The 23,974-nt window shown below is 73.3% G+C and carries 19 protein-coding genes and 1 tRNA gene; 6 read left to right on the top strand and 14 right to left on the bottom strand.

Annotation, left to right across the window (positions count from 1 at the left end; all coding sequences use genetic code 11):
* Nucleotides 1–3: 3 nt before the first annotated feature.
* The 10 genes from QRT03_RS03715 to QRT03_RS03670 form a co-directional block, all read right to left on the bottom strand.
* Complete coding sequence (locus QRT03_RS03715) at nt 4–513, bottom strand: heat shock protein transcriptional repressor HspR (protein WP_286051147.1); 510 nt, start codon at nt 511–513, stop codon at nt 4–6.
* On the bottom strand, nt 510–1,778 hold the full coding sequence (locus tag QRT03_RS03710; RefSeq protein WP_286051146.1) for a DnaJ C-terminal domain-containing protein: 1,269 nt from the start codon (nt 1,776–1,778) through the stop codon (nt 510–512). Before QRT03_RS03710 ends, QRT03_RS03715 begins: the two co-directional genes overlap by 4 nt.
* A 61-nt stretch (nt 1,779–1,839) precedes the next feature.
* Nucleotides 1,840–2,547, bottom strand: coding sequence for a nucleotide exchange factor GrpE (gene grpE / locus QRT03_RS03705; protein ID WP_286051144.1), 708 nt, complete (start codon nt 2,545–2,547; stop codon nt 1,840–1,842).
* A 78-nt stretch (nt 2,548–2,625) separates the two neighbouring features.
* Entirely contained in the window at nt 2,626–4,479 is a 1,854-nt protein-coding gene (gene dnaK / locus QRT03_RS03700) for a molecular chaperone DnaK (protein ID WP_286051143.1), read from the bottom strand.
* Between the two features lie 161 nt (nt 4,480–4,640).
* A complete protein-coding gene (locus QRT03_RS03695; protein WP_425604797.1) occupies nt 4,641–5,600 on the bottom strand; it encodes a C40 family peptidase in 960 nt (319 codons plus the stop codon).
* A gap of 130 nt (nt 5,601–5,730) precedes the next feature.
* Nucleotides 5,731–6,312, bottom strand: coding sequence for a hypothetical protein (locus QRT03_RS03690; RefSeq protein WP_286051141.1), 582 nt, complete (start codon nt 6,310–6,312; stop codon nt 5,731–5,733).
* A gap of 6 nt (nt 6,313–6,318) precedes the next feature.
* Nucleotides 6,319–8,169 carry a hypothetical protein gene (locus tag QRT03_RS03685; protein ID WP_286051140.1) on the bottom strand — a complete coding sequence of 617 codons (1,851 nt, stop codon included), beginning with the start codon at nt 8,167–8,169 and terminating at the stop codon, nt 6,319–6,321.
* Nucleotides 8,166–11,243 (bottom strand): ATP-binding protein, encoded by a 3,078-nt coding sequence (locus QRT03_RS03680; RefSeq protein WP_286052040.1) that lies wholly within the window; start codon nt 11,241–11,243, stop codon nt 8,166–8,168. The genes QRT03_RS03685 and QRT03_RS03680 overlap by 4 nt, the downstream gene beginning before the upstream one ends.
* Nucleotides 11,224–11,937, bottom strand: coding sequence for a hypothetical protein (locus QRT03_RS03675; RefSeq protein ID WP_286051138.1), 714 nt, complete (start codon nt 11,935–11,937; stop codon nt 11,224–11,226). Before QRT03_RS03675 ends, QRT03_RS03680 begins: the two co-directional genes overlap by 20 nt.
* A 5-nt stretch (nt 11,938–11,942) precedes the next feature.
* Nucleotides 11,943–12,221: a hypothetical protein gene (locus QRT03_RS03670; RefSeq protein WP_286051137.1), complete on the bottom strand. Its 279-nt coding sequence runs from the start codon at nt 12,219–12,221 to the stop codon at nt 11,943–11,945.
* A 431-nt stretch (nt 12,222–12,652) separates the two neighbouring features.
* Here QRT03_RS03670 and QRT03_RS03665 point away from each other — a divergent pair, with 431 nt between their 5' ends.
* Together QRT03_RS03665 and dcd are read left to right on the top strand one after the other, a co-directional pair.
* A complete protein-coding gene (locus QRT03_RS03665) occupies nt 12,653–15,112 on the top strand; it encodes a heterodisulfide reductase-related iron-sulfur binding cluster (protein ID WP_286051136.1) in 2,460 nt (819 codons plus the stop codon).
* A gap of 202 nt (nt 15,113–15,314) precedes the next feature.
* A complete protein-coding gene (gene dcd, locus QRT03_RS03660) occupies nt 15,315–15,887 on the top strand; it encodes a dCTP deaminase (RefSeq protein ID WP_286051135.1) in 573 nt (190 codons plus the stop codon).
* Here the strand turns inward: dcd and QRT03_RS03655 are convergent.
* The 3 genes from QRT03_RS03655 to QRT03_RS03645 all read right to left on the bottom strand — a co-directional run bounded on the left by QRT03_RS03655 (nt 15,884) and on the right by QRT03_RS03645 (nt 18,840).
* A complete protein-coding gene (locus QRT03_RS03655; RefSeq protein WP_286051134.1) occupies nt 15,884–16,234 on the bottom strand; it encodes a nuclear transport factor 2 family protein in 351 nt (116 codons plus the stop codon). The two genes, dcd and QRT03_RS03655, sit on opposite strands and share 4 nt — an antisense overlap.
* Before the next feature lie 8 nt (nt 16,235–16,242).
* A complete protein-coding gene (locus QRT03_RS03650; protein ID WP_286051133.1) occupies nt 16,243–17,985 on the bottom strand; it encodes a GGDEF domain-containing protein in 1,743 nt (580 codons plus the stop codon).
* 234 nt (nt 17,986–18,219) lie between these two features.
* On the bottom strand, nt 18,220–18,840 hold the full coding sequence (locus QRT03_RS03645) for a glycosyltransferase family protein (RefSeq protein WP_286051132.1): 621 nt from the start codon (nt 18,838–18,840) through the stop codon (nt 18,220–18,222).
* A 264-nt stretch (nt 18,841–19,104) separates the two neighbouring features.
* Between QRT03_RS03645 and QRT03_RS03640 the strand changes: the two genes are divergently transcribed.
* From QRT03_RS03640 to QRT03_RS03625, 4 genes are all read left to right on the top strand, one after another.
* Nucleotides 19,105–19,178: transfer RNA gene (locus QRT03_RS03640), tRNA-Gly, on the top strand.
* A 76-nt stretch (nt 19,179–19,254) separates the two neighbouring features.
* Nucleotides 19,255–19,752 (top strand): tetratricopeptide repeat protein, encoded by a 498-nt coding sequence (locus tag QRT03_RS03635; protein ID WP_286051131.1) that lies wholly within the window; start codon nt 19,255–19,257, stop codon nt 19,750–19,752.
* Nucleotides 19,749–20,690 carry an alpha/beta hydrolase gene (locus tag QRT03_RS03630; protein ID WP_286051130.1) on the top strand — a complete coding sequence of 314 codons (942 nt, stop codon included), beginning with the start codon at nt 19,749–19,751 and terminating at the stop codon, nt 20,688–20,690. Before QRT03_RS03635 ends, QRT03_RS03630 begins: the two co-directional genes overlap by 4 nt.
* 490 nt (nt 20,691–21,180) lie before the next feature.
* The gene (locus tag QRT03_RS03625; protein WP_286051128.1) at nt 21,181–21,984 is read left to right on the top strand and encodes a transglycosylase SLT domain-containing protein; all 804 of its coding nucleotides are present in this window, start codon (nt 21,181–21,183) and stop codon (nt 21,982–21,984) included.
* Nucleotides 21,985–22,059: 75 nt separating this feature from the next.
* Here the strand turns inward: QRT03_RS03625 and QRT03_RS03620 are convergent, their stop codons facing one another.
* Nucleotides 22,060–23,952, bottom strand: a complete 1,893-nt coding sequence (locus QRT03_RS03620) for a propionyl-CoA synthetase (protein WP_286051127.1) — start codon at nt 23,950–23,952, stop codon at nt 22,060–22,062.
* Nucleotides 23,953–23,974: the final 22 nt, after the last annotated feature.

The raw sequence follows: 23,974 nt of genomic DNA, 5'->3' as shown, positions 1-23,974 counted from the left end.
GGCTCACTCCCGGCCCGGTTCCTCCGGGCCCTGCCGCCGCCGGCGGGCCGGCTGCCACACGACGACCGACTGCGTCCGCACCGCGGGCAGCAGCTCGCCGCTGCGACCGGCCTGGTCGGTCAGCGCCTGCAGCCGGGACCGGCTGCGCGCGAGCTCGTCGGTGACCTCGGCGAGCCGGTCGGTGAGCTGGTCGACCTCGCGCTCCAGCTCGATGATCCGTTTGATGCCGGCGAGGTTGACGCCCTCCTCCTGGGAGAGCCGCTGTACCTCGCGCAGCAGGGCGATGTCGCGCACCGAGTACCGCCGCCCGCCACCACTGGCGCGGCCCGGACTCACGAGCCCGATGCGGTCGTAGGACCGCAGCGTCTGCGCGTGCATGCCCGAGAACTCCGCGGCGATGGAGATGACGAAGACCGGGGTGTCCTCGTCGGCCCAGGGCGGCAGCCCGGGGATCGCCGACTCGGCGCGCGGGGCACGACGGGTGCCGTCGGGCCCCGTGTCCCCCGCGGTCATGACGCCGCTTCCTTGTCCGCGTGGGCCCGGTCGGCCCGCTCGGTGAGGTGGGCCCGCGGGTCGTGGTCGGCGGTCGCCTTCGCGTAGGCGTCGAGCGCGTCGCTCGCCTCGGCGGACAGTCGGGACGGCACCGCGAGCTCGAGGGTGACGAGCAGGTCCCCCGTGCGGTCCTTCCGCTTCACCCCGCGGCCGCGCACCCGCAGGGTGCGCCCGGCCGAGCTGCCGGCCGGGACCTTCAGCGAGATGCGGCCCTCGATCGTCGGCACCGTCACGGTCGCGCCCCGCACCAGCTCGGGGTAGGTCACGGGCAGCCCGAGGGTGAGGTCGTCGGGGTTCTTCGACGAGCGTCCGAACACGGCGTCGGCCGCGACGTGGACGATGACGTAGAGGTCGCCCGCGGGGCCGCCGCTGGGGCCGGGCTGGCCCTTGCCGGCGAGCCGGATCCGCTGGCCGTCCTCGACGCCCGCCGGGATGCGGATGGTCAGGGTGCGGGGCCGCGAACTGACGCCGTCACCGCCGCACTCCGGGCACGGGTCGTCGACCAGGTGACCGGTGCCGCGGCAGTCCGGGCAGGGCTCGCTGAACGCGAAGGCACCTTGGCTGCGGGACACCAGGCCCGCGCCGCCGCAGCGCACGCAGGTGCGCGGGGTGGTGCCGGGCTTCGCGCCGGACCCGTCGCAGGTCCCGCACGTCATCGGCGAGGTGAGCCGCAGCGGCAGGGTCGCGCCGTTGACGGCCTCGCCGAAGTCGATGCGGACCTCGGTCTCGACGTCGGCGCCCCGGCGCTGGCGGGGCACCCCGCCGCCGAAGCCGCCCATGCCCCCGGGGGCACCCGCGCCGCCGGTGGGGTCGGTGGCGGTGCCACCCATGCCTCCCATGCCGCCGAAGATGCCGCCGAGGAGGTCGCCCAGGCCGCCGGCGCCGCCTCCCCCGCCACGGGTGGCTCCGCCGAACAGGTCCTCGAACCCGCCGGCCTGGCCGCCGCCGGAGGAGCGACCACCGCCACCGAAGCCGCCGAAACGGCCCCCGGAGAACAGCGTGCGGGCCTCGTCGTACTCCTGGCGCTTGGTGGCGTCGGACAGCACGCCGTAGGCCTCGCCGGCCGCCTTGAACTTCGCCTCGGCCTTCGTGTCGCCGGGCTTGGCGTCGGGGTGGTTCTCCCGCGCGATCTTGCGGTAGGCCTTCTTGATCTCGTCGGCCGACGCGTCCTTGGCGACGCCGAGCTCACGGTAGAAGTCCTTCTCGAGCCAGTCGCGATTGCTCATCGGCACATCCCTCCTCCCGTGAACCCGGCGTCGACCGGGACGTCCCTACTCTCCTGCATCCTCAGGCGGTCTCGGAACCGCCGGTCCCGTTCGTCGTCGCCGCGACCGCGTCCGGGTCGTGGTCGGTGACCTCGACCATGGCGGCCCGCAGCACCTTGTCGCCGAACCGGTAGCCCCGGCGCATCACCGTGGTGACGGTGGGGCCGTCGACCTCGGCGGAGGTGCCGTGGGCGACGGCCTCGTGCACCGCGGGGTCGAACGCGTCGCCGACCTCGCCGAAGCCGGCGAGTCCGGCGCGGTTCAGCGTCTCGGTGAGCCGGTCGGCGACCACCTTGAAGGCGCCGTTCAGGTCGCCGTGCTGCCGTGCGCGCTCGACGTCGTCGAGCACCGTGAGCAGCTCCCCGGCCACCTGGGCCTTCGCGCCGTTCACGGTGGCCTCGCGGTCCCGCTCCACGCGGCGGCGGTAGTTGGCGTACTCCGCTGAGATCCGCTTGAGGTCCTCGGTGCGCTCCTCGAGGTCGGTGCGCAGCCGGCCGAGCTCCGGGTCGGTCGACCCGGGGGTCTCGTCGGTGCCGGCCTCGGCCGAGGTGGGCGTGCCGCCCACGGCCGCGTCCGGGACCTCGACGCCCTCGACGACGCCCTCGACGACGCCCTCGACGCCTCCGCCCGACACGACGGGGTCACCGCCGGGTCCGTCGGGTCCGACCCCGAACTGCTCCTGGTGGTCCTCCACCGACACGTCCTCGCGGACGTCCGTCGGGTCCTGCACGATGATCTCCTCCCGGAGGCTCGTCACGCGGTCGTGGCCCGGCCACGAGGGCCGGGCCACGACACCCGTCGGTCGGGACTACTTCTTGTCGTCGTCGACGATCTCGGCGTCGACGACGTCGTCGTCGGCCGAGCCGTCCGCGGCACCGGCGCCCGCGGCGCCGCCGGCCGCACCCGCCGCGCCGTCCTGCTGGCCCTGCGCGTAGATGGCCTGGCCGAGCTCCTGCGAGTCGGTGGCGAGCTTCTCCACCGCGGACTTGATCGCCTCGGTGTCGTCGTCCTGCAGGGCCTTCTTCAGGTCGTCGAGCGAGCCCTGGACCTTGTCCTTCGTCTCGGACGGGACCTTGTCGCCGCTCTCCTCGAGGACCTTCTCGGTCTGGTGGACCAGCGACTCGGCCTGGTTGCGGGTCTCGGCGGCCTCGCGGCGCTGCCGGTCCTCGTCGGCGTGTGCCTCGGCGTCGGAGACCATGCGGTCGATCTCCTCCTTGGACAGGGCCGACCCGCCGGTGATGGTCATGGCCTGCGACTTGCCGGTGCCCTTGTCGACCGCGGAGACGTTGACGATGCCGTTGGCGTCGATGTCGAACGTGACCTCGATCTGCGGCACGCCCTGCGGGGCCGGGGGCAGCCCGGTCAGCTCGAACATGCCGAGCTTCTTGTTGTAGGCCGCGATCTCGCGCTCGCCCTGGAAGACCTGGATCTGGACGGACGGCTGGTTGTTCTCCGCCGTCGTGAAGACCTCGGACTTCTTGGTGGGGATCGTGGTGTTCTTCTCGATCAGCTTGGTCATGACGCCGCCCTTGGTCTCGATGCCGAGGGACAGCGGCGTGACGTCGAGCAGCAGGACGTCCTTGACGTCGCCGCGCAGCACGCCGGCCTGCAGCGTGGCGCCGACGGCGACGACCTCGTCCGGGTTGACGCCCTTGTTGGGGTCCTTGCCGCCGGTGAGCTCCTTGACCAGCTCGGTGACGGCGGGCATGCGCGTCGATCCGCCGACCATGACCACGTGGCTGATCTGCCCGACGGAGATGCCGGCGTCCTTCACGACCTGGTTGAACGGCTTGCGGCAGCGCTCGAGCAGGTCGGAGGTGATCCGCTGGAACTCCGAGCGCGACAGCGTCTCGTCGAGGAACAGCGGGTTCTTCTCGGCGTCGACCGTGATGTAGGGCAGGTTGATGCTGGTCGAGGACGAGCTCGACAGCTCGATCTTGGCCTTCTCGGCGGCCTCACGGAGCCGCTGCATGGCCATCTTGTCCTTCGAGAGGTCGATGCCCTGCGAGCTCTTGAACCGGTCGACGAGCCAGCTGATGATCTTCTCGTCCCAGTCGTCGCCACCGAGGTTGTTGTCACCGTTGGTGGCGCGGACCTCGACGACGCCGTCGCCGATGTCGAGCAGCGACACGTCGAACGTGCCACCACCGAGGTCGAAGACGAGGATGGTCTGCTCGTCCGAGCCCTTCTCCAGCCCGTAGGCGAGGGCGGCCGCGGTCGGCTCGTTCACGATCCGCAGCACGTTGAGGCCCGCGATCTGCCCGGCCTCCTTGGTGGCCTGGCGCTGCGCGTCCTCGAAGTAGGCGGGGACGGTGATCACCGCGTCGGTGACCTCCTCGCCGAGGTAGGACTCGGCGTCGCGCTTGAGCTTCATCAGCGTGCGGGCGCTGATCTCCTGCGCGGTGTACTTCTTGCCGTCGATCTCGGTGGTCCAGTCGGTGCCCATGTGCCGCTTGACCGACCGGATCGTGCGATCGACGTTGGTCACGGCCTGGTTCTTGGCCGACTGCCCGACGAGGACGTCGCCGTTGCGGGCGAAGGCGACCACCGACGGGGTGGTCCGGCTGCCCTCGGAGTTGGCGATGACCGTGGGCTCGCCGCCCTCCAGGACCGCGACCACGGAGTTGGTGGTGCCGAGGTCGATGCCGACCGCTCGCGCCATGGGTGATGACTCCTTCCGGGAGTACGTGGGGTGTCCGTGAGCCCGTCGCGCTCAACTCTACCGAGCCCGGCCCTCGGGGGCGACCCGGGGGTGAGTGTGAGGCGCTCAACTTGCTCTCACCGGTGCCAACGAACCGGTTCGTGGACTTGTTCCCGGTCGGCTCAGGTCGCCTCCGGGGGCGCCGTGCCGGGGCGGGTGGCCAGGCGGACCAGGCCCTTCTCCGACCACGACACGGAGCGCACTCCCAGCGGTACCCCGGTCTGCTGGGCCTCCATCATCTTCCCGTCGCCGAGGTAGAGCGCGACGTGGTGGATCGAGTCCGGGTCGGACGTGTCGTAGGCCCAGAACAGCAGGTCACCCGGCTGCGACTGGTCGACCGGGACGTGGGCGCCGGCGCCGTACTGGTCCCGCGAGACGCGCGGCAGGACGATGCCCGCGGACTGGAAGGCGCGCAACATCAACCCGGAGCAGTCGTAGCTCGACGGCCCGGTCGCACCCCAGACGTACGGCTTGCCGGTCTCCCGGACGGCGAAGTCGATCGCGGTCCGCGCCACCCCCGGGGGCAGCGTGGTGGCGACACCGGCGGCCGGACCCTCGGTGCACGGCCGGATCGCGCCCTGGACGCCGGACAGGTCGCCCACCAGCGAGGCGGCGAGCGGCTCCCACTTGGCGTAGGCGTTCGGGAAAGCGGAGCGCTGGACGATCTGCGCGGCCCGCGTCACCGGCAGGTCGGCCCACCCGGGCACCGCGAGGAGGCGGGTGAGGAAGGTGCGGGTGGCGTAGACGGGGTCGCGGACCTCGTCGGGGCTGCCCCACCCCTGGCTGGGACGTTGCTGGAAGACGCCGAGGGAGTCGTGGTCGACGGCCACGTCGATCCCGGCGAGCCCCATCCGGGACTCCTGCATCGCCGTGGCGAGGGCGACCACCCACGCCCGCGGCGGCGCGTCCATCCCCTTCGCGACCCCGATGATCGTCCCCGCGGTGTCCCGCTGCGTCTGGTTCAGGTCCGCGCCGGTGCGCGGCACCCCGACCGCCGCCCGGCCCGCGCCCGCGTCGCAGGTCCCGGCCGCCTCCGGGTCGCCGCCGCCGGTGAACTGCCCGACGACGAGCAGCCCCATCATCAGCACGACGACGAGGCCGAGCGCGAGCACGCCCACGGGGATGAGCAGGCGCAGGAAGCGCAGGCGTGACGGCAGGCGCGGCAGCCGGGGCGGGCCGCCCTGGTCGGGGGGACGCAGGAGGGTGGTCATCTCAGCCCGCCCGGTCGTACCCGGACACCCGCCAGTCCCCGGAGGAGACCTGCACGAGCAGCAGCTGGAGCGTGACGCCGTCCGTGGGGACCTCGACGCGCACCGAGTCCGGGCGCACCTCGACCGCGCGCGGCGGACCCGTCACCCGCGAGCCCGGCACGTTGGCGGGGTCCACGTCCGCGAGACTCGGGAGGTACTCGTCGGTGGTGTAGGGCCGCAGCCGCTCGCTCCACTGCGCCGCGGTGGTCCCGGCCGGGTGGTCCACCCACGCGGCGGTCCAGCGCTGGGCGACCCCGAGCGCGGCCTGCGGTGCCGCGGAGAGCGGCAGCGTCGTCGGGGTGAGCTCCGGCGGGGGCACCGGCGCCGGGGGCACGGCCGTCACGGTCGGCGCCTCGGGCACCGGGCCGAGCGCCCCGCCCGTCGTCGCCGACCGCGGCGTCAGCCACCCGGAGAGCGCGGTGACCCCGGCGACCAGCAGCGCGAGGACCGCGACCACCAGGACGAGGCGGGCCGGGCTGTGCAGCGGCCACTCCCAGAGCGCCCGGTAGGCGCCCGACCGGCCGCGCCGGGTGCGGATCGGCACGGTGGGCTACCCCCCGTCGCCGCGGGTCTCGGGGGTGATGCGGCTCTCGAGCACCCGGCCCTCCACGACCGGCCCGCCCGCACGCTCCGTCCCGCGCCGCGCGGACGGCCGGTAGATGCGCTGCGACGGCGCCCCGTCGACCTCGACGACGCGCGGTGGGCCGGACGGCAGGGCCGGGCGGGCGGCGTCGATCTCGCGGCGCGGCGCGGCGGCGGTCGAGGGGTCCGGGCGCACCACCTCGGAATCGACGTGGACCGTGCGCGTGCGGGTCGCCCGGTCGGTGACGGGGTCGGTCTCCTCCGGACGGATGCGCCCGGCTCCCGACCGCCGCTCGACCCGCTCGCCCCACCAGGAGTCCTCGCGCCCGCCCGGGCCGCCGAGCCGCCCCAGCGCCCGGCCGATCGCGCCGGACCCGCTCGCGGGCAGCACCCCGCTCACCTGCTCCCGGGTCAGGGACACCATCGAGGTCAGGCGCCGGAACGGCCGCGACACCGCCCAGAGGATCACCGTGACGACCCCGGTGACCAGCAGCGCGAGCCACGTGTCCACCCCGGAGCCGGGCCGGAAGAGCGAGATCACCAGCAGCGAGTGCAGCCCGGCCAGGGCACCGACGAGCAGCGTGTTGACCAGCGCGGCCCCGCCCACCCGCAGCATCGCGGGCAGCACCTCCGGGCGCAGCAGCGCGACGACGGCCAGCGCCGGCGCCACCATCACCAGCAGCCGGATCATCAGCATCGAGACCAGGATCAGCACCTTGCTCATCAGCTGGAACAGGCCGATGCACGCCGCCTGCACCAGCGCGAGCACCCCGGCACCCACCCGCGAGCCGGAGCGGCCCTGGAAGTAGGAGTACCGGTCGCCGACCCGGTTCGCGACGTCGGTGAACTGCTGCTTCTTCGCGTCCGCCTGCGCCTGGCCGTCCTGCCCCGTGGCGACCTCGACCTTGGAGAACGTCTGCGCGTCCAGCAGCGGGCGCCCGAGGTCGCGGGCCTGCGGGACGTCGGCCGAGCCGAACTCCCCGCGCAGCCAGTTCGAGTACACGATCTGGTCGGACAGCACCGTCGGCAGGGTGTTCTGGTCGCCCACCCCGACCTGGCGCAGGAACCCCTGCTGCATCGCGGTGACCCCGTCGAGCAGCACGCCGTCGAGCGCGCGCGACCACTGGATCGGCGCCGCGTAGGCCGCGGCCGCGAGGCCCAGCGCGAGGACCGCGACGAAGCCGCGCCGCGCCTGCTGGGAGAGCTCCCCGCGCATCGCGAGCAGCAGCAGGATCGCCGCCAGCGCCGCCAGCGCGATCCCGACCCACGTCGTGAAGACCGCCTCGTACATCGCCCGCGTGCCGGTCTGGATGACCTGGTCGAGCGGCGTGAGCAGGCTGGACCCGCGGGCGATGAGGTAGTGCGCCCAGTTCACGCCGCCGACGACGAGCTTCGCGACGTTGAAGACCTGGTTGCCCAGCCAGGTGTCGGTCGCCGCCGCGGGGTCGCGGGCGCCGCCCGGGCCGCAGCCCAGGTCGTAGGTCCACCAGACCTGGCCCGCGTAGCCCACCTCGTCGTAGACGCTGCCCGGCACGCCCACGCCGATCGGTGCGGGGTCGAGCGAGCCGACGAGGCCCGTGCCGGGGCGGTCCGGGTCCGGGGGCGCCTTGCAGTCGAACGCCTGCGCGGTGGCCGTCCCGCCGATCGCCACCAGTCCCGCGACGAGCGAGCCGACGACGAGCAGCGCCCGCAGCCGGGGGCGACGGGCGAGCGTCGTCCGGGCACCACCCGTCGTCAGGAACGGGTCGTCGCCGGCGCGCCGGGCCCGTCGCCATCCGATCACCAGCGCCGCCGCCACGATGCCGATGAGGAGGATCACCCGTCGCCACCCCACCCCGGGGCGCGGGCGGCCGGGACGCCGTCGTCGACGTCCGACTCCGCCGGGGGTTCCGGCGGGGCCGGCCGGTCCTCCGCGGAGGTCCGCGCGGCCGGCGTCCGGGGCGCCGGACCGGCCGGCGCCGGAGGCAGGTGGGCGCGCTGCGCGTCCGGGTTGGTGTCCAGCGCCCCGCGCAGGTGCTCCAGGTGCGCGCCCTCGAGGTCGACCCGGATCTTCTCCACGCCGCCGTGACCGTCGGAGAAGACGAACTGGCGCGGGGTGTCGTCGGGACGGTCGTCCTGCTGGGACGCGGTCGGGCGCGGCGACAGGGTGCCGAGCATCTCCTCGTAGCCGACGTCGGTGGGCACCCGCAGCAGCCGCAGCGCCTCGGCCTGGGCCTCGGCGTCGTCGGTGCGCCCGACGAACACCGCGTCGACCAGCGACGCGAAGCCGGGCACCCGCAGCAGGTCGCCGGCGAGCTGCGAGGCGAACAGCGCGCGGACGTTGAACTTGCGGGAGTCGCGCGCGAGCCGGTCGATCAGCACCTTGCCGGTGGGGATCTGGGACAGGAAGTGCGTCTCGTCGAGGGCGACGCCCTTCCGCAGGTCGCGGTCGGCGGTGTAGACGGTCCGCTGCGTGAGCCAGGACGCGAGGTTGAGCAGCTCGACGGCGAGCGACTCGCCGTCGGTCCACTCCTCGCGCGGGCTGCCGGGCCGCGGCAGCGACATCCCCTGCATCGTCAGGACCGTGAGCCGGTAGTCCTCGTCCAGCACGGAGGGGTCGTCCGGTCCGCTCGGTTCGTTGCTCGGGCCTCGCGGGTCCTCCGGGTCGTGCGTGCGCTCCGGGAAGAGCAGCGCGGCCTGCGGCAGCTCGCGGCGCTCCTCGAGGAAGTCCGCGACGACGTCGGCGTGCTCCTCGCCCTCCCGGGCGTGGCGGCGCAGCGTCGCGATGACCTGGCCCGGGTCGCGGTGCTGCCCGCCGCCGACCTCGCGCACCGCGCGCAGCAGCACGATCCGGGTGTGCGGCAGGCGGGCCACGTCGTAGGGGAGCAACCCGGTGAGGACGTCGAGCACCAGACGACGGCGGGTCGCGGCGGCCAGGGACCGCTCCCGGCGCCAGGCCTTCTCCGGGTCGTCCTCGTCGAGGAAGTGCTCGCGACGCGGCTCGGCGACGACGCGGTACGGGTTGAGGATGCCGGGGTCGGCCCCGAGCAGGTGGATGTGCCGCGAGAACGGGGCCAGCTCGGGCAGCCGGGTCAGGGCCGCCAGCGGGCCGGACGGGTCCAGCACCGTCCACCGGGCCCCGGCGCGCAGGGTCTTGTAGACCATCAGCCCCGTCAGGAACGACTTGCCCGAGCCCAGCCCGCCGACGACCGCCGTCAGGCCCGAGGCCCGCCGGACCTCCTGCGCCATCCACGGGTCCCACGCGACCGGACGACGGGTCGCGGTGCACGTCTCCCCGAGCAGCACCCCGCGCCGGTCGCCCACGCTGGCCGAGGCCGCGGGCACGCCGGCCGCCACCCACGTCACCGAGCCGCGCCGCCGGTAGGCGGTCGACGCCAGCGGTTCCCCCGGGATGAACTCGCGGGCGTACGCGTACTGCGCCTCCGGGTGCTCGAGGGCGACCCGCGGGCGGTAGAGGTCGAGCAGCTGCTGGGCGCGGGTGAGCGCCTCGGACTCGTCGCGGCCGGCCACGGCGACCCGCCACCAGCCGTAGACCCGGGTGTTCAGCTGCGTCAGTCCGCCGGAGAGCTCGTCCTCGATCTGCAGCACCCGGTCGGCCTGGCGCTCCAGCGACATCGGCGGGTCGAGGTCGTGGTCGTGCGTGTAGTGCCGGATCTGGCTGCGCACCTTGCCCATCTGGCGCTGCAGCTCCCCGGACACCTCCTCGGGACGCCGGACGTAGATCCGGGCCGACCACTCCACCGGGAAGGGGAGGCGGTCCGAGCGCTGCATCCACGGGTCGTCGGCCTCGGGGATGCGCAACGAGTCCATCAGCCCGACCGAGAGCACGGCGACGTGCCGGGACACCGGGTGCAGCCCCTGCCGCCCCTCGACCTGCACCGTCGGGGCGTAGGGCTCCTGGTGCATCGCGACGCCGTCGGTGAAGGCGGCGAGGTCCTCGCTCTCCCACACCGCGCCGGCCTCGGCGTTCACGTGCTGCGGCGCGGGCAGGCCGAGCGCGCAGGACCGGTGCATCAGCCAGGCCATGTCCTCGGCGGTGCACGGCGTCCCGTCCAGCCCGGGACCGCCGACGAGCGCGTCGACGTGCGCGATCTCGGTCTCGAGGGCGGTGAGCTCGGCGTCCGCCGCGCTCGGCAGCACCTTGTGCAGCACCGGGGCGGCCGTCTCCAGCCACCGGTCGACCACCGAGCGCCCCGAGACCTCGACCCCGAGGAACACCTCCTTGTCGGCCATCGACAGGCCCATGAGGTGTTCCTGCTCGCCGGTGACGAAGTCCTCCCAGGACAGCCCGTCGGGGACGTCCGGGAGCCGGCCGGGGGAGTTGTGGTCGAACGCCTCGGCCCACCGCGCGACCGGGAACGGCCGGCTGGTCACCCGCAGGTGGACCCACCGTCCCTGCAGCTCCCCGAGCTGGTTGGCGATGCGGCGGATGAGGGACTCGCGCTGCGGGTCCGACCGGAAGCTCCAGGGCTGCGCGGCCAGCCGGTACCACGCGGTGACCGTCGAGCCGGTGCGCGCGATGTTGCCGTCGATGGAGCGCAGCGCGATCGCGGACCGGTAGCCGGGCGCCGACGAGGCCCCGGCGAGGGCACGGCCGCGGCGGGCCCGGCGCGGACGGCGGAGCCCACCGCCCGCGGGCGCGTCGACGGGCTCGTCGGCGCGACGATCGGCGGGCTCCGGCCCGGCGTCGCGCGGCTCGGGGCCGGTGTCGTCGCGGTCGTCGGAGTCGTCGGGCGGCGCGGGGCGGTCCACCGGCACGACCTCGGCCGGCGCGGCGGGGAAGCCGCCCGGGAACGTGCCCCACCCGGCGTCGGTCGCGGCGGCGGGGGAGTCCCGGGGCTCGGGCCAGGGCGAGCGGCGACCCCGCCCGCCGTCAGGACCTCCCCGGCGCAACACCGTCGCCCTCCTCGTTCCGCACCGATCCACCCGTCGCGCCCGGACCGTAGCGGCGGGCCGCCCCCGAGGACGCGGCGGTCCCGCGCGAGGGGCGGTCGGCGCGGCGGGCCCGGACGCGCAGGACACCGTCCGGATCGGTGTCCGGAGCGGTGCCGCGCGTCGCACCGGTGGGCACGCCGCGGCGGGCGCCGGTCCCCCCGGCGCGCGTCGTCCACGACCGCTTCGGGCGCCGCCGCGGACGCTCCCTGCCCGGCGCGCTCGTCCGGGGGCCGTCCTCGCGCACGGCCATCTCGGCGTGCGGGTCGTGGCGGCCGGGTGGCAGTGCCGCGCGGGGCCGGGCGGGCTCGATCGCGACGTGCCCGGTGCCCACCGTGCTCCCGGCGCCCCGGGTGCGCCGCCGCGGGCCGCGCACCTCGTGCCAGAAGAGGGTCAGCCACTCGAGCAGCGGGCGGTCCTCGTTGATCCGCTTGCTGACGAACCGGACGACGACGACCGTGATCAGCAGCGCCCAGGCGATCGAGAAGAAGCCGATCGGGATCCCGAGGCGTCGCTGCACGAACATCACGACGATCATCACGATCAGGCCGACGCCGTAACTGGAGTACCGCGCCCGCCACGGGAAGGTCGCCCGCGGAGGGCCGAGCCAGACGGCGTCGACGCGGTACACGTCGTCGTCGGTGCGGATCTGCACCCGCGTCACCCCGTGATCAGCTGCGCCAGGAACTGCCCGACCGCCGGGCCGTTGCCGGAGACCGCGATCCCCAGGGCCACCAGGCCCACGAGCAGGCCGACCCCACGGCGCGCGACTCCCGCGTTGTCCCCCCGACCACCGATCCACAGCATGATCACGGCGATGCCGAGCAGCAGGAGCGGCACGATGTTGTCACGAATCCAGCCCTGCAGCCCGTTCGTCCCCAGCCCCTGGGCCATGATCTGGGCGTCGAGGGCGTGCGCTCCCAGGGTCGTGAGGCTCATGGCGGGTGGTCCTCCCGGACAGGTCGCGATCGTCAGGCGCTCGGCCGGTCTCTCGACCGGTTGAGTAAACACGTCGCGCGAGCGGGTCGGTACCCCCGGTCAGGGCGCCGCCGCACGCACACTGCGCCGTGGGGGTCGGTGCCTTCCCCGGACGGCCTAGCCCATCGTGGCGCGCCCGTACCGGCAACGGGGGGAGGCGCACGGGGTCGTCCGTCCTCCGTGTCGCCACCGGTCCTCCGGAGAGTGACGACGCCGCCGTCGGTTACCGATGAGTAGCACGTCACCCCTCTCACGCGGACGGGAGCCGGGACCAGCCGTTACAGTCGCCGTGCTCCGGGTCCACGCCGCGTCCACCACATCTCGCGCGAGGGCCCGCCTGACGGTTCACGACCGCTGCCGGTGAGCGCAGAGGTCCGCTGGGAGGTCGAACAGTGCTCGTCCGATTGATCCTGGGCCTCGCCCTGACGGTCGCCGTGGGGGTGATCGCCGCCCGCCGCGCGTACTGGCTGTTCACCCTCATCAGGTCCGGGCAGCCCGACGCGAAGCGCTCCGAGGGCCTCGGCGCCCGGCTGGGCACCCAGATCGTGGAGGTCGCCGGCCAGCGCAAGCTGCTCCGCTGGTCGATCCCCGGTCTGGCCCACCTGTTCACGATGTGGGGCTTCGTCATCCTGCTGACGGTCTACATCGAGGCCTACGGCGCGCTGTTCGTCGAGGACTTCCACATCCCGCTGATCGGGCGCTCGCCGATCCTGGGCTTCCTCCAGGACTTCATCGCCGTGATGGTGCTGCTCTCGATCATCACGTTCGGGATCATGCGCGTGCAGCAGGACCCGGAGCGCAAGGAGCGCTCGTCGCGCTTCTACGGCTCGCACACCTCCGGCGCCTGGATCGTGCTCTTCCTGATCTTCAACGTCGTCTGGACGCTGTTCGCCTTCCGCGGCGTGTCGTCCGCGGCGGGGAACCTGCCCTACGAGTCCGGGGCGTACGTCTCGATCGCCGTCGGCCAGCTCTTCACGAGCCTCTCCCCGACGACGTTGTTCGTCCTCGAGACGATCTTCCTGCTGCTGCACATCGGGGTCGCCCTGGTCTTCCTCGTGCAGGTGCTCTACTCCAAGCACCTCCACATCTTCATCGCGCCGATCAACGTCGCGGCGAAGCGCCTGCCCAAGGCCCTCGGCCCGCTGCAGCCGATCGAGTACGACGGCAAGCCGATCGACTTCGAGGACCCGCCCGAGGAGGCGTCCTTCGGTCGCGGCAAGATCGAGGACTTCACGTGGAAGGGCATGCTCGACTTCGAGACGTGCACCGAGTGCGGACGCTGCCAGTCGCAGTGCCCCGCGTGGAACACCGGCAAGCCGCTGTCGCCGAAGCTGCTGATCATGGACCTCCGCGACCACATGCTCGCGAAGGCGCCGTACATGATCGGCGGCAAGGACATGCCCGACGAGGGCGGGATCGACTGGGACGCGGGGCTCGCGAAGAACGAGCACGGCGGTCACGGCGTGCCGGAGTCCGGCTACGAGCGCCACACCGGCACCGACGACATCCAGGCCGCGCGCCCGCTGGTGGGCACGGCCCAGCAGCTCGGCGTCATCGACCCCGAGGTCCTCTGGTCCTGCACCACCTGCGGCGCCTGCGTCGAGCAGTGCCCCGTCGACATCGAGCACGTCGACCACATCGTCGACATGCGCCGCAACCAGGTGATGATCGAGTCCGAGTTCCCCGGCGAGCTCGGCGTGCTGTTCCGCAACCTGGAGAACAAGGGCAACCCCTGGGGCCAGAACAACTCCGCCCGCATGGACTGGGCGAAGGACCTGCCGTTCGAGGTCCCGGAGTTCGACGGCGAGCTGTCCCCCGAGACCGAGTACCTCTTCTTCATCGGCTGCGCCGGCGCGTTCGACGACAACGCCAAGAAGACGGTGCGCGCCACCGCGGAGCTGCTGCACATCGCGGGCGTCGACTACGTGGTGCTCGGCAAGGAGGAGAGCTGCACCGGTGACCCGGCGCGGCGCTCGGGCAACGAGTTCCTCTTCCAGATGATGGCGATGCAGACCAAGGAGATGCTGGACACGGTCTTCGAGGGCCGCGAGCCGGGCACGCGCAAGATCGTCACCACCTGCCCGCACTGCATGAACACCCTCGGGCGCGAGTACCCGCAGCTCGACGGCCACTACGAGGTCGTCCACCACACCCAGCTGCTCAACCAGCTGGTCCGGGAGAAGAAGCTGATCCCGGTCGCGCCGGAGTCCTCCCCGGTGCCGCAGGCGAAGCTGGACGTCAACCCGGCGACGAACCTGCAGTACCACGGCCCGCACGCCGACGGCACCGAGCGCGGGCTGATCACCGCGAACGGGCACTCGTCGAACGGCCACCCGGAGGACCAGGCGGCGCCGGCCTCGGAGGTCGTCTCGACCAACGGGTCGTCCAACGGCCACGCGGGCCCGAAGACGGTGACCTACCACGACCCCTGCTACCTGGGTCGGCACAACGAGGTCTACACCCCGCCGCGCGAGCTGGTGGAGGCCGCGGGCGCGGTGCTCAAGGAGATGCCGCGCCACGCCGACCGGGCGCTGTGCTGCGGTGCCGGTGGTGCGCGCATGTGGATGGAGGAGAACATCGGCAAGCGCATCAACATGGAGCGCGTCGACGAGGCCATCTCCACCGAGCCCGACACCATCGCCACCGGCTGCCCGTTCTGCCGCGTGATGCTCACCGACGGCCTCACCGAGCGCCAGAGCGAGGCCAAGGCGGTCGGCACCGAGGTCATGGACGTCTCGCAGATGCTGCTGGCCGCGGTGAAGCGCGGTCAGCCGGCGGACGGCGACCAGCCGGGCGAGTCCGACCCGGCGACCACCGCCACCTCGGCGAACGTGCAGAACCCGGCGGAGTAGCTCTCCGCGCTCCCCGCCGGTTGAGCGAAGGGGCCCTTCGGTCGAATAGGTCGACCGGAGGGCCCCTTCGCTCGTCCGCGGCCTGGCGAAGATCCCGACGAGCAGAGCGGACCGATCGGTCCCCGCCCCACTCCGCTCGGCTCTTCGAGATCTTGCTGTTCCCGACGACGGGTGGGTCGGGTTACGCCGATAGAGTGCGGCGGTGCTGCTCTCCGACCGCGACATCCGCGCCGAGATCGCCGCCGGACGCGTCGCGCTCGACCCGTTCGACGAGACGCTGCTGCAGCCCTCGAGCGTGGACCTGCGCCTGGACCGGCACTTCCGCACGTTCAACAACCACGCCTACACCCACATCGACCCGGCGCTGCAGCAGGACGACCTGACGCGCATGGTCGAGCCGGCCGCGGACGAGGCGTTCGTCCTGCACCCCGGGGAGTTCGTCCTCGGCTCGACGTACGAGGTCATCTCGTTACCTGATGACATTGCAGGGCGATTAGAAGGTAAATCGAGTCTCGGCCGTCTGGGCCTGCTGACCCACTCCACCGCCGGATTCATCGACCCCGGATTCTCCGGCCACGTGACGCTGGAACTGTCGAACGTCGCGAATCTGCCGATCCGGCTGTGGCCGGGCATGAAGGTCGGGCAACTGTGCCTGTTCCGGCTGTCGTCGCCGTCGGAGCACCCCTACGGCTCGCCGGTCTACGGCTCGCGCTACCAGGACCAGCGCGGGCCGACCCCGTCGCGCTCGTACGTGAACTTCCGCCGCGGGCTCTAGCGCAGGAACGTGTAGAGCCGGGCGATCACGCCGTCGCGGACCAGCGCGATGTCGGTGCCACGGACCACCGGCTCGCCGCCGTCCGGGCCGAAGGTCCAGCTCAGGTGGCCCAGGTCGTCGACGACGTGGACCGCGCCGTCCGCCGCGAAGACGAAGCCGGGCGCCTGGTCGAGCAGCGACTGCGCCTTCGCCCGGAGCGCCTCGTGGCCGGTCAGCGACTCCTCCGGGTCGGCGAAGACGACGTCGGACGCGTAGGTCCGGGCGATGGCGGCGGCCCGCCGGTCGGGGTCCCGCTCGCCGAACACCTCGAGCAGGTTCGTCCACATCAGGTCCTCGATGCTCGCCACGCGACCATCTAACCCACGAGCTGCCCCGCCCGGTGCACCCGGTTCCGGCCGGAGTTCTTCGCCGAGTAGAGCGCCCGGTCGGCCTCGGAGACGAGGCCCTCGCCGTCGCCCGCGTGCTCGGGCAGCGTCGCGATCCCGAACGACGCCGTGACGAGCTGACGCCCGCCGCGCTTGAAGTCCGCCTCGACCCGCTCGCGCAGGCGCTCGGCGAGCGCGGCGGCGTCGTCGGGCCCGCCCTGGGTCACGAGGATGGCGAACTCCTCGCCGCCGTAGCGGTAGGCGGTCTCGCCGTCGCGCATCGAGGCGCGCAGCGTGCTCGCGACCTCCTGGAGCACGACGTCGCCCTGCTGGTGGCCGTAGCGGTCGTTCAGCTCCTTGAAGTGGTCCAGGTCGAGCATGATCACCGACATCGGGTGACCGTGCCGCTTCGCGTTCGCCACCGCGGTGTCCAGGTCGGCGCCGAGCCGGCGCCGGTTCGCGAGCTGGGTGAGCGGGTCGAACTGCGAGAGCCGCTCCGTGGCCGCGTGCAGGCGGCTGGCCTCGATCGCCGAACCCGCCAGGGTGGCCAGCATCTCGACCGCGGACAGGGACTGCCCGTCCACCTCGCCCTCGGTGCCGTCGAAGCACTCGAGCACGCCGATCACGCGCGCGCCGACCACGAGCGGGACCGCCACGGCGGCCTCGTCGTCGGTGTCGGGGTCCCCTCGCGAGATCTGGCCGTAGCGCGCCGAGCGTCCGACCACGCCGACCCCGAGGCTGCACTGCCGCTCCAGCGGCGGGATGGCCCCGCGCTCCGAGTCGTACGCGAGCTCCAGGCCGCTGCCGTCCTCGTCGAGCAGCCAGAGCAGCACCCGGCCGTCGGTCACGGCGACGGCCGCCTGCACGGTCGAGTCGACGACGTACCGGGTGTTCAGCGAGCCCGCGATCTCGCGCGTCATGATGAGGATGGTGCGCAGCCGGTCGGTCTGGGCCTGCAGGCGCTCGGCCTGGGCCAGCGACTCCTCGCGCTGGTGGCGCAGGGCCACGGTCATGTCCGCGAGACCGTCACGCAGGGCGACCAGTTCGGCGGAGCCCGCGACCGGCTCCGGCGGATGGAGACGCCCCTCGGAGATCCCACGGACCGAGGCGAGCAGGCCGTCGACCGGCGCGACGACGTGCCGCTCCAGCCGACGCCGACCACGCAGCGCGACGGCAAGGGTGCCGAGGCCGACCAGCACGAGGACGGCCGCGATCCCCCACTGCATGCGCAGGGCCGCCTGCTGGTTGTCCTCGATCGCGGCCAGCGTGGCGGCGCGGGTGTCGTCCTTGCGGCCCTGGTAGTTGTCGAAGATGGCCTTGCCCTGCAGCAGGAAGGCCTCCACGCCGCCGGGCGGCGGGACCTGGCGGGCCCGCTCGGCCCACTCGGTGCGCCAGCGCTGCTGGGCCACGACGAGCTGGAGCACGCTCTGCCGCAGCGCCGGCTCCTCGAGCTGGTTGATCATCTGCCCGTTGGCCACGGCCAGTTCGGGGCTGGCCTTGGTGGCCTCGTCGGCGAAGAACGGGTCGCCGGTCGCGAGGTAGCCCCGCAGGGAGGAGTCCATCGCGAGCATCGCCTGGTGGGAGTCCTCGACGGCGAGCAACCCGGCCTGCAGCCGGTCCGCCGCCGGTGCGGTGACGGCGGCGCTGTAGAGCGCGCGGAACACCACGAGGAGGACGATCACGAGCGCGGCGACGGACACCGTGACGCCGAGGCGTGCGACCTCCGTCGTCAACCTCGGTGCTCGCCTCACCGCCCCACCCTCCCGGCCCGATCCTCCGCGGGACGCCCGTCCCCCGGAGAGACGAACTCGTTCTCACCGGGACATCCCCCACCGGCGGCATGACGTTAGCCGTTCCTGGGTACTGGACACAGCTTTCGTCGGCGTCTCACGGTGAGCGCAGCGGAGATCCGTCTGCTCGGCCCAATAGGACCGGCCGTTCGGCGTAATGAGTCCTGAGGAACACCCTCAGGCGGAGAGCGAGCGCGAGCCCCGGCCGGACGGCATCCGGACGACGGTCTGGTCGCCCGAGTGCCGGGGCCTCGCGGCGGCCGGCGTGAGCCTCCGGTGCACCACCAGGTCGAGCTCGGAGGGGTAGGGCAGCCCGCCCGCCGGCGACGTCTGCCACGCCGCGAGTTCGGCCACGACGGCCGCCGTGACGGCAGAGCGGGCGTCGTCCGGCTCCGCGGAGAGGTGCAGGAGCGGAATGCCGGCGTTCACCGCGCTGCGTGCCGCGGCCAGCGCGGCCTCGGTACCGCCCCGGACGACGACCCCGGCGGGAGGCTCGCCCGCGATCAGCGCGTCCAGACGGACCACGAGGCGCGCGGCCTCCTCGGCCCACGTCGCGCTCGGCCCGTCGAGCAGCAGCAGGCGACCGGCCGGCGCGCCGAGGTCGTCGAGGGCCGCGTCCACCTCCAGCGGGTCGGGGCCGGTGGCGACGAGCACGGGCCGGACCGGCTCGCCCTCGACGTCCTGACCCGGACGGCCCAGCGGACCCAGGGCCTGCGCGTCGGCGACCGACCCGACGATCACCAGCAGTTCGGGGACTTCCGCGCCGAGGTCCTCCCGTGCGTGCTCACCGAGAGTCATGGCACCTCCCCGCCGATCATCCCGACATCCTCGGGAGACAGCACACACCACTTCGTGTCCCGACGACAGACGAGTGCTCCATCAATACCGCTTGGGCGCAATCGGATCGACGCAGTGTCACCGTTTCGGCCGCGATCGCCCCGAGACCGCACCGTGATGCGAGTGAGTTACATCGATGTCGTTGCGGTCCGCGTGGGCCGTTCGTGGCTGCGGGGTCCCTGATCGTCGGCGCGCGCGGTCCGTGTATCGTGACGGGCGCAGCAGGCGAGTGTAGTTCAATGGTAGAACATCAGCTTCCCAAGCTGAGAACGCGGGTTCGATTCCCGTCACTCGCTCCACGAAGGTTCTCGCAGGTCAGCGGCCCGCTCGTCATCGCGACGGCGGGCCGTCGTCGTTCGTGCCAGGGTCACGGGCGTGGAGGCACACGCGGCGCTCGACCGGTTCTGGGCGGAGTTCGACGACCGGGTGGCCCGGGACGGCGAGGCCGCCGCGCGGGACGCACTGGACGAGCTGGTCGCCCACCTCCCGGCGGGCGAGAGCGCGTTCGAACGGGCCGGCGTCCGGGACTCCACGGGGCTGACCGCGGAGGCCGTCCCGCTCTACCGGGAGGCGCTCGCGGCCGGGCTCGACCCCTACCGCCACCGCCGCGCCGTCATCCAGCTCGCCAGCTCCCTGCGCGCCCTGGGTCGTCCGGACGAGGCCGTCGCCCTCCTCGAGCCGGAGCTGGCCGTCCGCGGCGAGCTCGACGACGCCGTCCGCGCGTTCCTCGCGCTCGCCTACGCGGACACCGGCCGCGCCCTGGACGGGGTCGCGCTCGCCCTCACCGCCCTCGCCGACCACCTGCCCCGCTACCAGCGGTCGGTGCGCAACTACGCCCGCCTCCTGACGCACCCCGAGGAGATCACACCGTGAGCGTGCTGGACCCCGAGCTCGCCGCCGCCGTCGCGAAGCTGGCGGCCGACGGCTGGCTGCCGATGACCCGGGAGACGCCGGAGGAGGCCCGGCGCAGCTACCGCGACCTCGCGCTGATCCGCCGGGGTTCGCAGGACCTGCCGGTCGCCTCGGTGCACGACGACGTCCTCACCGACCCGACGACCGACACCGACGTCGTCGTCCGGGTCTACGAGCCCGACGACCCGAGCGGCGTCACGGTCCTCTGGCTGCACGGCGGCGGGTGGGTGCTCGGCGACCTGGACACCGCGGACGCCTCCGCGCGGCGGGTCTGCCGGCACCTGCGGGCCCGGGTGGTGTCGGTCGACTACCGGCTCGCCCCGGAGCACCCGCACCCGGCGCCGCTGCAGGACGCGCACGCCGCGCTGCGGTGGGCCGCCACGCACGTCGGCGGACGCCTCGTCGTCGGGGGCGACTCCGCGGGCGCCGGGCTCGCCGCGGGCCTCGCGCTGCTCGCCCGCGACTGGGGGCCGCGCCTGGAGGGCCAGCTCCTGCTCTACCCGGGCCTCGACCCGACGATGTCCTCGGAGAGTGTCGTGTCCAACGCCGACGGCCCCTTCCTGACGGCGGGTGACATGCGCTGGTTCTACGCGCGCTACGTCCCCCATCCCGCCGCGCACGGGGACCCGTCGGTGAACCTCGGGGAGGCGGCCCGGCTCGGCGAGCTCACGGACCTCGCGCCCGCGGTCGTCGCGACCGCGGAGTTCGACCCGCTGCGCGACGAGGGCCTCGCGCACGCGGAGGCGATGGCCACGGCGGGGGTGCCGGTCCGCCTCCTGCGGGGGGAGGGCCTCGTGCACGGCTACTTCGGCCTCGGCACCGTCTCGGCCGCCGCGCGGGCGGAGGGCGACCGTGCCCTCGACGCGCTCGCGGACCTCCTGGGCCTGAGCGCCGACTGAGAGACCTGGGCCGAACGCCGCCCGGACACGCCCGGACGCGCCCGACCACGGCAGGACGTCGGATCCGGGCGCCGGAAGGTTCCCGGCCGCCGCTCGTCGGCCGCCCGCCCGTCGGCCCGCTCGACGGACTCCCGGATCGACCGCTCACCCGGGGTCCGCGTGCCGGTCGACGCGACGCGCCATCCTCGATCGGTCGACGAGAGGCGTTCGTCGGACACGTTTCCGGACACACCCGCCGTCGGGAGGTCCGAGAAGCGGCACCCCGCCCTCGCGGTACCCGCCGTCCGCGCTATGTTCCGCCGGTCCGGATCACGACGAGGTCACGGCGCCACGCCGGCGCCACGCTCCCCAGCGGCCTCGTCGTGCGATTCCCTGCGGCGAAGGGCGACGACACGTGGCGAGACACGGGACACCACCCGGTGGACTACGGGCTACCCGCCCCGTCGGCGGTTACACCCCCGCCTTCGCCGCACCCGCGCCGCTGCGTCCGATGACCTCCCGGGCGACGGTCTGGAACCCGCCCGCCGCTCCCGCCCGGCCCCGTCCCCCGCGCGCCCTCTCCAGTGCCACGTCCGGCAAGATCCTCGTCGCGGCGGTCGCCGCCGGCGCCGTGGTGCCGGCCGTGCAGATGCTGGACACCACGCACACGGCGGACGCCGACCCGGGCACCGCGCAGCTCTCCGCCGCGCAGATGGCCCTCGCCGCCCAGCAGGGCCCCACGGCGCACCCGGCGGCGAGCGCGACGACCGCCATCAGCGACGTCACCACCGTCGCGATGTCGACCTCGGAGCTCGCCGAGGCCGCGAAGAGCGCCGACAGCGGCCCGGACGACCTCCAGAAGGCCATGACCGTCGCCCGCGAGAACGGGCCGGTCGAGTTCGGGCGGCCCTACTCGGCCGGGAACGACGACAGCCTCAACGGCCAGATCGCCAAGGCCCTCGGCCTGATGGGCCTGCCGCAGAAGCTCGCGCCGGGCATCAAGCAGATCATCATGCGGGAGTCGACGGGGAACCCGGACGCGATCAACGACTGGGACTCCAACGCCGCCGCGGGCACGCCGTCGAAGGGGCTCATGCAGCTCATCGACACCACGTTCCGCAACGCGGTGCTCCCGTCGCTGGCCGACAAGGGCATCTACGACCCGGTCGCCAACATCACCGCCGGGGTCCGCACGATGATCGCCAACCACGGCCTGGACGCGGTCGCGGACGGCGGACTGCGGAACTCCTCCGGCAACTACATCGGCTACGGCGGCGCCAAGCTCCCGACCGACGGCCTCGGGCGCGCGGACTAGCCCCCACCCCCCGTTCGAGCGAAGGGCCCCTCCGATCGAGTAGATCGACCGGAGGGGCCCTTCGCTCGACACGGGTCAGCTGTTCTGCGGGCCCTTCTGCAGTACCGGGCGCAGGGTGTCGAGCACCGTGGCGTCGTCGATCGTCGACGGGACCATGGCGTCCTGGCCGTCGGCGATCTGCCGCATCGTCTTGCGCAGCACCTTGCCGGAGCGGGTCTTGGGCAGCGCGGGCACGACCGCGACGTTCTTGAACGACGCCACCGCGCCGACCTCGCTGCGCACCAGGGCGACGAGTTCGGGCGCGATCTCGTCCTCGCCGCGGGTCACGCCCGCCTTGAGCACGACGAAGCCGCGCGGCACCTGGCCCTTCATCGCGTCGTGCACCCCGATGACCGCGCACTCGGCGACGTCGGGGTGGCCCGCGAGGACCTCCTCCATCGACCCGGTCGAGAGGCGGTGGCCGGCCACGTTGATGACGTCGTCGGTGCGGCCCATGACGAAGACGTAGCCGTCGTCGTCGACGTACCCGCCGTCGCCGGTGAGGTAGTAGCCCTCGTAGCGGGACATGTACGACTCGCGGAAGCGCTCGTCGTCGTCCCAGAGGGTCTGCAGGCACCCGGGCGGCATCGGGAGCTTGATGACGATGGCCCCCTCCTCGCCGCGCGGGAGCACCGATCCGTCGACGTCCAGGATGTCCACCTGGTACCCGGGCACCGGGACCGAGGGCGAGCCCGCCTTGAGCTCCATCGGCTCGAGCCCGCGCAGGTTCGCAGCGATCGGCCAGCCCGTCTCGGTCTGCCACCAGTGGTCGACGACGGGGACGCCGAGCTTCTCCGAGGCCCACGTCCACGTCTCCGGGTCCAGCCGCTCGCCGGCGAGGAACAGGGTCTGCAGCGAGGAGATGTCGTAGTCGGCGAGCAGGGCCGCCTCGGGGTCCTCCTTCTTGATGCCGCGGAACGCCGTGGGCGCGGTGAACAGCGCCTTGACCCCGTGGTCCTGGATGACCCGCCAGAAGGCCCCCGCGTCGGGGGTGCCGATCGGCTTGCCCTCGTAGAGCACCGTCGTCGCCCCGGTCAGCAGCGGCGCGTAGACGATGTAGGAGTGGCCGACGACCCACCCGACGTCGGAGGCCGTGAACATGACCTCGCCCGGCCCGACGTCGTAGATCGCCTCCATGGACCACCGCAGGGCGACCGCGTGCCCGCCGTTGTCGCGCTGCACGCCCTTGGGCTTGCCGGTGGTGCCCGAGGTGTAGAGGACGTAGAGGGGGTCGGTGGCCGCGACGGGGACGCACTCGGTGGGCTCGGCGTCGCGCATCGCGGCGTCCCAGTCGAGGTCGCGGTCGGTCATCGACGCGGTGTACTGGGGGCGCTGGAGCACGATCGAGCGGCCCGGGTCGTGCTCGGCGAGCTCGATCGCCTTGTCCAGCAGGGGCTTGTACTCGACGACCCGCTTGCCCTCGATGCCGCAGGACGCGGAGACGATCGCGGACGGCTTCGCGTCGTCGATCCGCACCGCGAGCTCGCGGGCGGCGAAGCCGCCGAACACGACGCTGTGCACCGCGCCGAGGCGGGCGCAGGCCAGCATCGCGATCGCGGCCTGCGGGACCATCGGCATGTAGATGATCACCCGGTCGCCCTTGCCGACGCCGGCCGAGCGGAGGACGCCGGCGAACCGGGCGACGAGGTCGCGCAGCTCGGCGTAGGTGAACCGCTGCCGGTCGTCGGTGACGGGCGAGTCGTGGATCAGCGCGACCTGGTCGCCGCGGCCGGCGTCGACGTGACGGTCCAGCGCGTTGTGGCAGGTGTTCAGCTCGCCGCCGACGAACCAGCGGGAGAAGGGCAGCGCCGAGGCGTCGACGATCGTCTCCGGCTCGGTGGACCAGTCGATGAGCGATGCGGCCTCGCGCCAGAAGCCCTCGGGGTCGGTCATGCTGCGTTCGTAGGCCTGCCGGTACTCGCCGCTCATAGCGGCGAGGCTGCCACGACGG

The sequence above is a fragment of the Actinomycetospora termitidis genome, from assembly GCF_030286555.1.
Taxonomy (GTDB): domain Bacteria; phylum Actinomycetota; class Actinomycetes; order Mycobacteriales; family Pseudonocardiaceae; genus Actinomycetospora; species Actinomycetospora termitidis.
Note: the sequence above shows the minus strand (reverse complement) of the source record. Positions and strands in the feature narration are given on the sequence as shown.